Origin of the sequence: Acinetobacter sp. MYb191 (assembly GCF_037572605.1) — a bacterium.
GTDB lineage: Bacteria > Pseudomonadota > Gammaproteobacteria > Pseudomonadales > Moraxellaceae > Acinetobacter > Acinetobacter johnsonii.
The window spans coordinates 636,241-648,971 of record NZ_JBBGZP010000021.1 but is presented as its reverse complement, the minus strand read 5'-3'; the positions used below and the strand labels follow the sequence as shown (position 1 = coordinate 648,971).

Below are 12,731 nucleotides of genomic sequence, written 5' to 3'. Positions count from 1 at the left end.
TCTTTTTTATCGGTTCAGTACCAATAAACTTTCTTGAATAAAGGCGGGTAGGTCATATTGGGTTTGCGATGAAATGTATAAATTATTGTCATTCATAACACCTGTGTCATACAGCACGGCACCTGCATCTTTTAAGTCTTGATGAAGGTGATGGATACACGTCATGCGTCTACCTTTCACAACCCCAGCATGCATTAAAATTTGCGGAGCGTCTGCACTGCATAAAATAGGTTTTTGCGTGTTTGCAAAGTGCCTGACAAATAAGACATAGCGTTCATCTTGGCACAGATTATCTGGCGAAAAACCGCCAGGAATGAGTAAGGCATCGAAGTCATGCACGGAGGCATCATCGATACTTTGGTCGATGGTGACAAAGGCTTTACGCTTTTTGCCATAAATGATTTTTCCAGCCTGACTTTCAAGGTTAATAATACTATGCCGAGCTGCTCGAAATGCTTCTACGGGTTCAGCATATTCGGCATCCTCAAAGTCATAGGTGACCAAGACTGCAATTTTTTTGTGCATGACAGTACCTACAGTTCATTATTGTTTTGTTTTATTGAGACTATAGAGCAATCGCTACTGCTGCATACTCTCTTTGTTATGAATACGTCAACTTAAGTAAAGCATATTTTAAAAGATATTCTAACGCACTGAAATACGGATGAATGGTGATTTTTGTGAAGGTGTAGCAAAATTTTTCAAAACCTAGACGCAGTTTTAAAAGCGAAGAGTTAAGACTCGCAAAACATCGTCGTGGTATTTTGCTTGAGCGCTGTTCTATGCATATTGGCAAGAAGAAAATAGGCAGGGCTCAGTGGTTTTATTGATGTCTATTATTGGGGCAGTTTATTGATAAACTTGATGATTAAATCAACTGTATGTTTTTAGCACTGAAACATACAAAGTCTTATTGCGCAAGATTTCAAAGCTAACTATTGTTATACTGTTTGCACAATGTTTATGAAGGGCGACATAACAATGATCCAAGACGATCAAAACACAACGACTTCTCTTGACCTCAACCAAATCCGTCAGGATATCGACTCTGTTGATCAACAGATTCAACAACTTATTAACCGTCGAGCGAAACTGGCGGAAGCTGTTGCAAAAGCAAAATTTGCTTCTGAAGAGAATCCAATGTTTTACCGTCCAGAACGTGAAGTGCAAGTTTTACGGAATGTTATGGAGCGTAATGAAGGCCCTTTGTCTGATGTGACCATGGCACGTTTGTTCCGTGAAATCATGTCTGCATGTTTGGCTCTAGAAGCACCACAAAGTATTGCATTTTTAGGCCCTGTTGGTACGTATACGCACTCTGCGGTGTTAAAGCACTTTGGTCATGATGCTGTGGTTCGTCCTTTACCGACCATTGATGAAGTGTTCCGTGAAGTGGAAGCAGGCAGTGCACACTATGGTTTAGTGCCGGTAGAAAATTCATCAGAAGGTGTGGTTAACCATACTTTGGATTGTTTTAAAGCCTCACACTTAAATGTGATTGGTGAAGTTGAATTGCGTATTCATCACCAGTTTCTTGTGTCTGAAAACACGCGTAAAGACAGTATTAAACAAATTTATGCACATCAGCAAACTTTGGCGCAGTGTCGTGCATGGTTGGACGCACACTATCCAGGTGTGGAACGTGTTGCTTTAAGCTCGAATGCTGAAGCGGCACGTCGTATTCGTACTGAATGGCATTCGGCTGCTATTGCATCTGATGTTGCAGCAAGTATTTATGATTTAGAAATTTTACACAGCAATATTGAAGATAATCCTGAGAACACTACACGTTTCTTGGTGATTGGTCGTGAAAGAATCCCGCAAAGCGGTAATGATAAAACGTCATTGCTGATTTCTGCACATGATCGCGCAGGTGCATTATTGGAAATCCTTGCACCATTTGCAAAGCACAACATTAGTTTGACCAGTATCGAAACGCGTCCTGCATTGCCTGAAAAATGGGCTTATGTCTTCTTCATCGACCTAGAAGGGCATGTGGAACAAGACAATGTTAAAGCGGCGATTGAAGAGATTCGTCCACTGGTGAAAGAAGTTCGAGTATTGGGTTCATACCCGATTGCAGTACTGTAATCTCTAAGGTGGTTGGGTTTACTCCAAACTCAACCATGTACACCACTTGTAAGAATGGAAAGGTCACATGTCGTTTGCTCCAGCCAATGAAGGTATTGCGAAGTTAAAACCATATCAACCGGGTAAGCCAATCAGCGAATTAGAGCGTGAATTGGGAATGACCGATATTGTTAAGCTTGCCTCAAATGAAAACCCTTTGGGTTGTTCGGACAAAGTAAAAGAAGCAGTTGCTGCTGAATTGGCGGAAATTGGACGATATCCAGACGGTGGTGGTTTTATCTTGAAGGATCAAGTTCATGCGCAGTTTGGTGTAGCACATGATTGTATTACTTTAGGCAATGGTTCAAACGATCTGCTAGAAATTTTTGCTCGTGCATTTGTTTCAGAAAAAGATTCGGTGGTGTATAGCCAACACGCATTTGCAGTCTATGCTTTGGTCACACAAGCCATCAATGCCGAAGCGATTGAAGTACCTGCTCAAGGTTTTTCGCATGACCTTGACGCGATGGCAGCAGCAATTAAAGACAATACCAAATTGGTGTTTATTGCGAATCCCAATAATCCGACAGGCACTTGGTTTGAAGAGGCTGAATTTGAGCGCTTCATGCAAAAAGTACCAAGTCATGTGATTGTGGTTTTAGATGAAGCTTATGTGGAATATTTCCCAGAAAACTTTAACAGCTTAAAGTTTTTAGCACAGTATTCAAACCTGATTGTTAGCCGTACCATGTCGAAGTGCTTTGGTTTAGCGGCACTCCGTGTTGGCTTTGCTTTAGCATCGGCAGAAGTGACAGATTTCTTAAATCGTATTCGTCAGCCGTTTAACGTCAACCATTTAGCCATGGTGGCAGCAGTTGCTGCACTGAAAGATGAAGATTTCATTGAGAAATCACGTGTGGTCAATAAAGCGGGCATGGTGCAACTTGAAACAGGGTTTAAAGCGTTAGGCCTAAACTATGAGCCTTCTCGTGCTAACTTCATTTTGGTCGATATACAAGCCGATCCTGCACAAACTTTTAATGCTTTATTAAAAGAAGGGGTGATTGTTCGTCCTGTGGGCATCGCCAATCATTTACGTGTATCGATTGGAACTGAAGCTGAAAATACGAAATTTTTAACGGCTTTGGCCAACGTACTGGGTTTAGAGGCGAACGCTTAAATTATGTCTGCGCCACTGTTTGAAAAAGTTGCATTTATTGGTCTTGGACTGATTGGTTCGAGTCTCGCACGCGTCATGATTGCTGAGGGTTTAACCCAAAATATTGTAGCTTCTACACGTTCGGAAAAAACCTTACAGGATGCCAAAGCTTTGGGATTAATCCAACAGGGGTATAGCGATCCTGTGCAGGCGGTTCAAGGTGCGGACTTGGTGGTTTTAGCCTTACCTGTTCGGGCAACGCAAAAAGTCTTGGAAACCATCAAACCATATTTGCAAGAACATACGATTATTACCGATGTAGGCAGTACCAAAGGCAATGTGGTCGACGCGGCCAAAGCCGTGTACGGTGAGGCATTGCCTGCTGGCTTTGTACCGGGGCATCCAATTGCGGGAGCAGAACACACGGGTGTGCATGCGGGTAAGGTCGATTTATTTGCAAATCATAAAGTGATTTTGACACCATTACCGACCAGTGCTAATTGGGCTGTAGAGAAACTGATCCAACTATGGCAAGCTGCGAAAGCAGAAGTGATTTGTATGGATGTGGCCAAGCATGATGAAGTCTTGGCGCATACCAGTCATCTTCCGCATTTGATGGCCTTTAACTTAGTCGAACAACTGGCAAACCGTGAAGATAATTTAGATATTTTTCGCTATGCTGCGGGGGGCTTTCGCGATTTTTCTCGAATTGCGGCAAGTGACCCGCAAATGTGGCATGACATCTTTTTTGCCAATAAAAAAGCCATTTTAAATGCCGTAGACGGTTTTGAAAACCAACTGGCAACGATTCGTAAACTCATTGAAGATGAAGATTCACATGCTTTAATGGGCTTGCTCGGACATGCGCAAGCAGCACGCCAGCATTTTAACCATATGCTCGCTCAAAAACCTTTCATGGAGAACAATAAAGTGACGACACAGCAATTCACCATATTACCGGGTAAAAAAAGTTTCCAAGGTAAGTTTAGCGTGCCAGGTGATAAATCTGTGTCACACCGTTCAATCATGTTTGGTGCAATTGCGGAAGGAACGACGCATGTGACAGGTTTCTTGGAAGGTGAAGATGCGTTAGCAACCTTACAAGCGTTCCGTGATATGGGCGTGAGCATTGAAGGTCCTAAAAATGGTGAAGTGACGATTCATGGTGTGGGCGTAAATGGCCTAAAAGCACCAGTAAGTGCGCTTTACATGGGTAACTCAGGGACTTCGATGCGTCTGCTTTCAGGCATGCTCTCTGCACAAAAATTTGACTCTGTCATGACGGGTGATGCATCACTGTCGAAGCGTCCAATGGAACGTATTGCTAAACCGTTACGCGAAATGGGCGCACAGATTCAAACCACAGGTGAGCGTGGTACACCTCCTGTTTCGATCACTGGAAACCAAGCTTTGCAAGGCATTCACTATGATTTGCCAATGGCATCTGCGCAGGTGAAATCTGGGATTTTATTGGCAGGTTTGTGGGCAGCAGGTGAAACATCGGTCACAGAACCCGAACCTACACGTGACCATACTGAACGTATGCTACGTGCATTTGGTTATGACGTGAAAACAGAAGGCAATCGTATTTCACTGCAAGGTGGCGGTAAGTTAGTTGGTACAGAGATTCAAGTGCCATCAGATATTTCATCGGCTGCTTTCTTTATGGTGGGTGCTGCCATTACCGAGGGTTCAGACGTTACTCTAGAAGCTGTGGGCATTAATCCAACCCGTACAGGTGTGATCGAGATTTTAAAGCAAATGGGTGCAGACATTACGGTTGAAAATGAACGTATTGCAGGCGGAGAGCCGATTGCAGACATTCGTATTCAAGGCACACGTACACTCAAAGGGATTCATATGCCTGAAGATCAAGTGCCATTGGCGATTGATGAATTCCCTGTATTGTTTATTGCTGCGGCCTGTGCTGAAGGACAAACCGTATTAACGGGTGCTGCTGAGCTGCGTGTGAAAGAATCAGACCGTATTCAAGTGATGGCGGATGGTTTAAAAACCATGGGTATCGATTGTACGCCGACTGACGATGGCATCATCATCGAAGGTAAAGGTCATTCGGGCGAGTGGGGCGCGATTTTCACCGGTGGCGAAATTGAATCACATCACGATCACCGTATTGCAATGAGTTTCTCAATGGCAGGTTTACGCACCTCTGGTGAAATTAAAATCATTGGTACTGAAACGGTTGCCACCAGTTTCCCGACCTTTACGCAATTAAGCAATCAAGCTGGTTTAGCGATCCAAGTCACTGAATAAGACTAAAGCTTAGATATTTTGTGTGAGAACAGCCAAGCTTTTGCTTGGCTGTTTTGTGTTAAGCCATTATGCTAAACCCATATAACAAAAAAGCCTTTGGGATGATCAATGAGAAAATTACAATTTACAGCACAGCATGGACAGCAGCAGGAAGTAAGTGAAAGCGGTGTGGTACAGAAGCAGGTACAAGACTTGCTGGTTCAAAAGTTAGGTCAATTTGGTTTTGAAACATTGCCACAAAGTGGTGATCAGGTGGCTGTGAGTGTCGATAATCATACTTTGCCACTGTCTATTACGTGCCAAGGTCATGACAGCGAAGGAAATCTGGTGTGCGAAATTGCCTCTTATCCAGATGAAGAGCAAGACTGGTTAGACCGAATTGCTGAACGAAGCTTGTTGAATCAATTGGCACAAGCGGTTGAAAATACGCTAAAAACAGATAAAAGTTTTACTGAGTTTGAGTGGAAAGGCTAATTGAATAGATAAAAAATGCTGAATTGGTTTTTCATAATTCAGCATTTTTTAGGACAGAACACGTTTAATATTTTGATAGGTCAACGCGCTTATAACTGGATGTGCTATAAGCCTTATTCTACGCGTAACCAAGTCTGGCTGCGTCCCACAGCAGAAACGCCTAAATAACCTCTTAAGAATAGTTTTTTCCCATTTGGGCTAATTTTACCTTTTAGGCTATACAGCTTGCCTGAAACGGGATCAATGATTTTGCCATGTGTATAATTAATATTATTTTCAGTTTTTAAACCGGTAATCACTTGCATACCAATAATAGGCTTATCGGTGTAAGGTGCAGGGCAGTTGGTGCAGAATTCTTTAGCTGTATAGCCTGGACGAGGAGTTGCTTTCAGTGCAGTTCCAGCATAAGTCCCATTGGCTTGCTTTTCAATTTTCACCAGACCTTTGGGTTCTCCAGTTTTATCATCGATATAACGCCAAGTTCCTATAATGTCCTGAGCACAGGCAGATGTGGTGGCTATAGTGACTAAAACTGCCCCGAGAATTGTTTTCATAAAATCCCTGAATATTTTAAAAATTATTTAAATGAATAGCTCTCACGAGCTAAGATGTTGATTGTATAATTTATTATTTGAATAATGATGTGCAGAATATATCAAGTTCAAGCGTAGATTGTTGCATAAAGTACCATTAGAAGGGTTCAACCCTCACTTATTTTTAAAACAGGTATTTGATGGAGGTAGTGCTGATTGAGTTTAGCACTCAAAAGGAAGCTTAAAATTATTTTGGGAACAGAAGATATATAAGGGACGAATAATGAAGCTACTTGAAATGACTTATTAAGCGTTTGAATAGAAAAGAGAGAAGTTTAGATTAAAAATAAAAAGTTCAAGAAAGAAAGGGGCTAATGTTAGACATCCATTTCTTTCCTGAACTGAGTGATGTGTTAAATCCACAGGAAACGTGTAATCGCAATACGTAACTGTTTTAAGTAACCGGTAAAGAAATGGTTTGCACCAGGTAATACAGTCACTAAATGGCGCTGCGGTTTAGCCCATGTAATCATGTCAGACAGTAAAGTAACTTCATCGGCTTCGCCATGGATGAATAAGATGTCACCTTTAAGTTGTGGTGTTACATAGTGGCGCACACCTGCAACAGTTGCCGTTGGTAGACCACATAAAATGGTTTGTTTTGGTCGAATTTCTTCTTGTAAAGCATCATAGCATTTTGCCATGACATGCGCACCGAAACTAAAACCACCTGCATAGAAGGGTAAAGTTGTATGTGCTGCACGAGCATGCTTAATCACTTCAAGAACATCATCAGTTTCGCCATGACCTTCGTCGTGTAGACCAACACTTTGACCTGAGCCACGGAAACTTGGACGGTACACAATGCAACCGCGTTCTAAGAACATTTGCGCAAGCAATGCAGGAACCTTGTGTTGAGGCGTACCACCTTGGAGTGGATGGGGGTGAGTAACTACCGCGAATCCTTTCACTTCACCCTGTGGATAATCTACAAAAACTTCAATTTGCCCAACTGGACCTTGAATGAACATCTGCTCAGACATAGAGAATCGATACATATAACAGGAGAATGGGCTAGTTTAACCGTTTATGCTTATTAAAAACACAGATTGGCAATAAAATAAGTCTACTGATATAGTCTGTTTAATTGTTTTTTAATCAGGTTATCTATGCTTGCCCTTGTTTCTCCTGCCAAAACTTTAGATTACCAAACTGCTTTACCTACCGATGCGTATACACAACCCAGATTGCTGCAACATTCCCAAGAATTGATCGAAGTTAGTCGCAAACTGTCGGCAAGTGAAATTGCAAGCTTAATGAGCGTCAGTGAAAAAATTGCCACTTTAAACGTCGATCGCTTTCGTGATTGGCAGCCAGAGTTCAGCTTTGCCAATGCGCGACAAGCCATGTTTGCTTTTAAGGGCGATGTCTATACCGGTTTAGATGCTTATCATTTGTCAGAGTCGAACATTGAATATGCACAGCAACATTTAAGAATGCTCTCAGGTTTATATGGTTTGCTACGTCCACTGGACTTGATGATGCCGTATCGTTTAGAGATGGGAACCAAGCTGGCTAACCCACGCGGACATAATCTGTATGAGTTTTGGGGCAATCACATTACCGATTTAATTAACCAAGATTTAGAACAGGCAGGTTCTAAAATTTTGCTGAATATTGCTTCGGATGAATACTATAAATCTGTGAAAGAAAGCAAAATTCAAGCAGAAATTATTAAACCTGTGTTTTTAGATCAGAAAAATGGCAAATATAAAGTCATTAGTTTCTATGCCAAAAAAGCGCGTGGTTTGATGGCGCGTTATATGATTGAAAACCAAATTGATCAAATTGAAGGGTTAAAATCATTCCAGACAGATGGTTATTACTTTGATGCCGACAGCTCATTAAAAGGTGAGTTGGTCTTTAAACGAGATGAACAGGCAGCATAACGAAAGGGCATTCCAATGGTGCAGTATACAAAACAGTTTCAGGACTATTGGGCGCTCACCGCAAAGCAATTGAGTTTGGATGACGATACCACTCAAAAGTTCCATGCCTCGCTGTATAACGCCTATAGTGAAGTACAGCAGCATTATCATAGCATTCAACATATTGTTGAATGTTTTGAGCATTTTCATCAGATCAAAACCTACTTAGACGATACTTTATCTGTTGAGTTGGCCATTTGGTTTCATGATGTCATTTATAACCCGCAAGCAAATGACAATGAGCAGCAAAGCGCCGACTACATGCAACAGATGCTTGAAAATGTGCTTGGAGCTGAGCAAATTGCAAAGATCTATGCATGGATTTTGGCAACCAAAATACATGCACCGACAGTTGACACTGATTTGGCTTATCTATTGGATATTGATCTGGCTATTTTAGCCAGCGATCCTATGCGTTTTGCTGAATATGAACGCCAAATTCAGCAAGAATATGCTTGGGTTGAGCCCTCACTTTATGTGAAGAAGCGTCAGCAAGTGTTAAGGCACTTTTTAGAAACGCAGCCACTGTACCAGACGCCATTTTTCCAAAAGCGCTATGAGCGTCTGGCTAAGCAGAACTTAGCCCAAGCTTTGGGTGATTAAAGCCCTTTAAATGCTTCAATGGCACGAATACGACTCGATTTTAAATCGACGATTGGTTGGGGATAGTCCAATTCCATATTCGGCTGCTTCGCATAAGGCTCATGAATGCTTTTGGCATCTAAATGTGCAAGCTCTGGTAGCCACTGTCGAATATAGTCACCATTGCTATCAAATTTCTGAGATTGGCTCACAGGGTTAAAGACTCGGAAGTAAGGCACAGCATCAGTGCCCGTGGAGGCACACCACTGCCATCCGCCATTATTGGCTGCTAAGTCACCATCAGCCAAATGTTGCATAAACCATTGCTCGCCCAGTCGCCAATCAATCAACAAGTTTTTAGTTAAGAACATTGCAACAATCATACGGACACGATTGTGCATCCAGCCTGTCGCAAGTAGTTGCCGCATACCTGCATCCACAATTGGAATACCAGTACGACCTTGTTGCCATGCGTTTAAATCTTCAGGCGAATCTCGCCATACAATACGCTGTGTGTTGGCTTTAAATGGCAGATGTTTAGAGACCTGTGGAAAATCAAATAAAATATGCTGATAAAACTCCCGCCAAAGTAATTCATCTAACCAAGTCTGCTGGCCTGTGTTATCAATCATAAATTGACCGTGTTGAGCACGAAACAGGGCATTGAGGCACTGGCGAATGGACACGATCCCAAGATTTAAATAAGCCGAAAGTTGGCTGGTGCTATTTAAAAATGGAAAGTCTCTTTCTTTTTGATAGTCACTAACTTTGTGATCGATAAAATCATCGAGCACTGAAAGCGCATATATTTCCGTTTCAGGCCAATAGGCTTTAATTTGATTTAACTCATTCGTATTTACATCAATCAGTGATTCAATGTGTGGAATGGTTGTATTTAAATCGGCAGGAAGCTGTATAGGTTGCTGTGCAGAAGGGAGAGGGTAGCACTGCGGTAAGCCAATATTTAAGCGCTCATAACAGGTTTTTTTAAAAGCGCCAAAGACTTGATAGGGCTTACCAGATTGGTTACGAATACTGTTTAAGGGAAAGAGGGTTCGATCTTGGAAGAGCGTAAATTCAATGTGTTGCTGATTTAAGCATTGTTGAACTTCGGCATCGCGCTTAAGTTCATTCACGCCCATTTCGATATTTGCAAAGATCTGTTGTACTTGCAGTGTATGACATAAAGATGAAAGCTGACGTGGAATATCTTGCCACAGCGGAATATTTAGAATGACCAAAGGAATATTCAGCTGAGCAAGGCTCTGTTTTAAATCGTGCAATTGTCTGACATATAAATCAATTTTTACAGCCGCGTCATGATGTAATAGCCACTGTTGTGGGGATAGGATCACTAAGGCCAGCATAGGTCCATGTTGGTTTGCATGCCAAAGTGCAGCATGGTCGTGTATGCGAAGATCTTGTCTAAACCAAATTATGTTCATAAAAGGTTAATCAACTGTAATTTTTTGAAATATAAAATATTACAAAATTGAGCACTTTGATCATATTTTTTTCTCACTCGTTTAACTTAATCTTATGTTATTGAAATAATTAAATCAGAAAAAACTATAAAGTGTGAAGATGCTTTTTATCTGATAAATGTGTTGCCTTTTGTATTATTTGTTATGATTTGTAATCATGCTAAAGCAGTTGTGGATATTGTGAATGTCATGAAAAAAATTCTAATCCCTATTTTTGTGGCTGCAGTTTGTTTGCTTGGGTTTGTTGTTTTTCAGGATACAGAAACGAAAAAACAGCAACAGTTGAATCAACTCATGAACAGTGCTGAGCCTAAAGTGCAAAAGTTGAGTCCTTTCTCAAAGGCAAAGGTCGTGCCTGAAAAAGTCAATAGCCCGCTTCAAAGTGATGCTGAAGCAATAATCGAGCAGGTCTCCATTAAAGTACTTTGACGTTTAAGATAGAATAAAATCATGTGTAAATGACTTATCATGTTGAATTTTAATTAAAAATAAATTTAAAACAATTAAAAATCAGTGTGTTATAATTCGCGCCAAGATATATTGAATTTTAGATTTTGAGTCTAAAATGACGTTTTTGTTGAAAGCTGCATACGGTTTATGCGGCTTTTTTGTTTAGGTATATATGGTTCGACCCTGCGTTTGAACCATTCATGGCTAAATAAACTTTTCCTGAATTGAGGAAATTTGGCATATTCATTGCTTTAACTTCCAGAAATTTAATCAGATTTTCATCGTACTGAGTGTCTAAATTTTTTGGCAGTTATACAGTTTTAAAAGTTTATTTACAGGGGCTAGGTCATGACGACTCCTAATCCATCTTCAGAAAATATGCTCGAGCGTATGTTCAAACTGAGTGAAAATAAAACCAGTTTTCGTACAGAGCTTCTTGCAGGTGTAACCACATTCTTAACCATGTGTTACATCATTATTGTGAATCCAATGATTTTATCCGAAACGGGGATGGATCATGGTGCTGTCTTTGTAGCGACTTGTCTTGCAGCCGCAATCGGCTGTTTGGTCATGGGTATTGTTGCAAATTATCCAATTGCATTAGCACCAGGTATGGGCTTAAACGCTTACTTTACCTATTCGGTGTGTATGGGTATGGGTGTGCCTTGGCAAACTGCTTTAGCTGCAGTGTTTGTATCAGGTTTGGTGTTCATTGCGATCAGTATGTTTAAGATCCGTGAAGCCATTGTGAATGCAATCCCAATGTCGCTTAAGCTTGCGATTGGCGGCGGAATTGGTTTATTCCTTGCGTTGATTGCTTTAAAAAATGCAGGCGTTATTGTGGACAATCCAGCGACTTTGGTTGGATTGGGCGACTTAAAGCAACCGACAGTTCTTTTGGCTTTATTTGGCTTCTTGATGGTGGTTGTACTGCATCACTTTAAAGTGCGTGGTGCCATTATTATCAGCATCTTAGCTTTAACTGCAATTTCAACAGCAATGGGCTTAAGCGAGTTCAAAGGTGTTGTTGGTGAGATTCCATCAATTGCTCCAACATTCATGCAAATGGACTTTGAAGGCCTATTTACAGCAAGCTTAGTGGGTGTCATTTTTGTATTCTTCTTGGTCGATTTATTTGACTCAACAGGTACATTGGTTGGTGTGTCACACCGTGCAGGCTTACTGAAAGATGGCAAGCTTCCACGTTTGAAAAAAGCATTATTTGCAGACTCAACTGCAATTGTTGCAGGTGCGGCATTAGGTACATCTTCGACGACACCATATATTGAGTCATCTGCCGGTGTTGCTGCTGGTGGCCGTACAGGTTTAACCGCCGTTGTGGTCGGTGTGTTATTTATCTTATGTTTGTTTTTAGCACCTTTAGCTCAATCTGTACCCGGTTTTGCAACAGCTCCAGCATTGTTATTTGTTGGTGTGTTAATGATTCAGGGAATTACCCATATTGATTGGGATGATATTACTGAAGCCGTTCCTGCGTTCTTAACCATTGTATTTATGCCATTTACCTACTCAATTGCAGATGGTATTGCGATGGGCTTTATTAGCTATGCATTGGTTAAATTATTCACTGGTAAAGCGGCGACTGTACCGTACATGGTATGGATTGTGGCTGTGCTTTGGGCATTAAAATTCGCATTGTTTGGCGGCTAATTCATCAAATAGTGATAAGGGTGTAAACTCAGTTTACGCCCTTTTT

At 41.3% G+C, this 12,731-nt stretch carries 12 protein-coding genes; 8 read left to right on the top strand and 4 right to left on the bottom strand.

Translation table 11 applies throughout. The features are described 5' to 3' along the window. Positions 1 to 6 precede the first annotated feature (6 nt). A complete protein-coding gene (locus tag WH214_RS16825; RefSeq protein WP_004982371.1) occupies positions 7 to 525 on the bottom strand; it encodes a DJ-1/PfpI family protein in 519 nt (172 codons plus the stop codon). A 456-nt stretch (positions 526 to 981) separates the two neighbouring features. Between WH214_RS16825 and pheA the strand changes: the two genes are divergently transcribed. The 4 genes from pheA (at position 982) to WH214_RS16805 (ending at position 5,977) form a co-directional block, all read left to right on the top strand. Then, on the top strand, positions 982 to 2,091 hold the full coding sequence (gene pheA / locus WH214_RS16820) for a prephenate dehydratase (protein ID WP_339422436.1): 1,110 nt from the start codon (positions 982 to 984) through the stop codon (positions 2,089 to 2,091). Between the two features lie 67 nt (positions 2,092 to 2,158). Continuing rightward, positions 2,159 to 3,250: a histidinol-phosphate transaminase gene (hisC, locus tag WH214_RS16815; RefSeq protein ID WP_339422437.1), complete on the top strand. Its 1,092-nt coding sequence runs from the start codon at positions 2,159 to 2,161 to the stop codon at positions 3,248 to 3,250. A 3-nt stretch (positions 3,251 to 3,253) separates the two neighbouring features. After that, positions 3,254 to 5,503 (top strand): bifunctional prephenate dehydrogenase/3-phosphoshikimate 1-carboxyvinyltransferase, encoded by a 2,250-nt coding sequence (locus WH214_RS16810; protein ID WP_339422438.1) that lies wholly within the window; start codon positions 3,254 to 3,256, stop codon positions 5,501 to 5,503. 108 nt (positions 5,504 to 5,611) lie between these two features. Then, on the top strand, positions 5,612 to 5,977 hold the full coding sequence (locus WH214_RS16805) for a hypothetical protein (RefSeq protein ID WP_178928518.1): 366 nt from the start codon (positions 5,612 to 5,614) through the stop codon (positions 5,975 to 5,977). Positions 5,978 to 6,090: 113 nt separating this feature from the next. Here the strand turns inward: WH214_RS16805 and WH214_RS16800 are convergent, their stop codons facing one another. Further along, entirely contained in the window at positions 6,091 to 6,531 is a 441-nt protein-coding gene (locus WH214_RS16800; RefSeq protein ID WP_010327146.1) for a DUF2147 domain-containing protein, read from the bottom strand. A gap of 392 nt (positions 6,532 to 6,923) precedes the next feature. Beyond that, entirely contained in the window at positions 6,924 to 7,553 is a 630-nt protein-coding gene (locus WH214_RS16795) for an alpha/beta hydrolase (protein WP_010327145.1), read from the bottom strand. Between the two features lie 126 nt (positions 7,554 to 7,679). Between WH214_RS16795 and yaaA the strand changes: the two genes are divergently transcribed. Next, positions 7,680 to 8,459, top strand: coding sequence for a peroxide stress protein YaaA (gene yaaA / locus WH214_RS16790; RefSeq protein ID WP_184118312.1), 780 nt, complete (start codon positions 7,680 to 7,682; stop codon positions 8,457 to 8,459). 15 nt (positions 8,460 to 8,474) lie between these two features. Next, a complete protein-coding gene (locus tag WH214_RS16785) occupies positions 8,475 to 9,101 on the top strand; it encodes an HD domain-containing protein (RefSeq protein WP_339422439.1) in 627 nt (208 codons plus the stop codon). On the opposite strand, the gene WH214_RS16780 is transcribed toward WH214_RS16785, so the two are convergent. Then, positions 9,098 to 10,525 (bottom strand): cryptochrome/photolyase family protein, encoded by a 1,428-nt coding sequence (locus WH214_RS16780; protein WP_339422440.1) that lies wholly within the window; start codon positions 10,523 to 10,525, stop codon positions 9,098 to 9,100. The two genes, WH214_RS16785 and WH214_RS16780, sit on opposite strands and share 4 nt — an antisense overlap. 228 nt (positions 10,526 to 10,753) lie before the next feature. On the opposite strand from WH214_RS16780, the gene WH214_RS16775 reads away from it, so the two are divergent. Continuing rightward, positions 10,754 to 10,993 (top strand): hypothetical protein, encoded by a 240-nt coding sequence (locus WH214_RS16775; protein ID WP_228740215.1) that lies wholly within the window; start codon positions 10,754 to 10,756, stop codon positions 10,991 to 10,993. Between the two features lie 369 nt (positions 10,994 to 11,362). Next, positions 11,363 to 12,685 carry an NCS2 family permease gene (locus tag WH214_RS16770; RefSeq protein ID WP_004696144.1) on the top strand — a complete coding sequence of 441 codons (1,323 nt, stop codon included), beginning with the start codon at positions 11,363 to 11,365 and terminating at the stop codon, positions 12,683 to 12,685. The last annotated feature ends 46 nt before the right edge of the window (positions 12,686 to 12,731 follow it).

Coding starts and splice junctions, on each gene's coding strand:
- WH214_RS16785 (WP_339422439.1), top strand. CDS start 8,475: ATGGTGCAGTATACAAAACAGTTTCAGGACTATTGGGCGCTCACCGCA.
- WH214_RS16810 (WP_339422438.1), top strand. CDS start 3,254: ATGTCTGCGCCACTGTTTGAAAAAGTTGCATTTATTGGTCTTGGACTG.
- WH214_RS16800 (WP_010327146.1), bottom strand. CDS start 6,531: ATGAAAACAATTCTCGGGGCAGTTTTAGTCACTATAGCCACCACATCT.
- hisC (WP_339422437.1), top strand. CDS start 2,159: ATGTCGTTTGCTCCAGCCAATGAAGGTATTGCGAAGTTAAAACCATAT.
- WH214_RS16825 (WP_004982371.1), bottom strand. CDS start 525: ATGCACAAAAAAATTGCAGTCTTGGTCACCTATGACTTTGAGGATGCC.
- WH214_RS16770 (WP_004696144.1), top strand. CDS start 11,363: ATGACGACTCCTAATCCATCTTCAGAAAATATGCTCGAGCGTATGTTC.
- WH214_RS16805 (WP_178928518.1), top strand. CDS start 5,612: ATGAGAAAATTACAATTTACAGCACAGCATGGACAGCAGCAGGAAGTA.
- WH214_RS16795 (WP_010327145.1), bottom strand. CDS start 7,553: ATGTCTGAGCAGATGTTCATTCAAGGTCCAGTTGGGCAAATTGAAGTT.
- WH214_RS16780 (WP_339422440.1), bottom strand. CDS start 10,525: ATGAACATAATTTGGTTTAGACAAGATCTTCGCATACACGACCATGCT.
- yaaA (WP_184118312.1), top strand. CDS start 7,680: ATGCTTGCCCTTGTTTCTCCTGCCAAAACTTTAGATTACCAAACTGCT.
- pheA (WP_339422436.1), top strand. CDS start 982: ATGATCCAAGACGATCAAAACACAACGACTTCTCTTGACCTCAACCAA.
- WH214_RS16775 (WP_228740215.1), top strand. CDS start 10,754: ATGAAAAAAATTCTAATCCCTATTTTTGTGGCTGCAGTTTGTTTGCTT.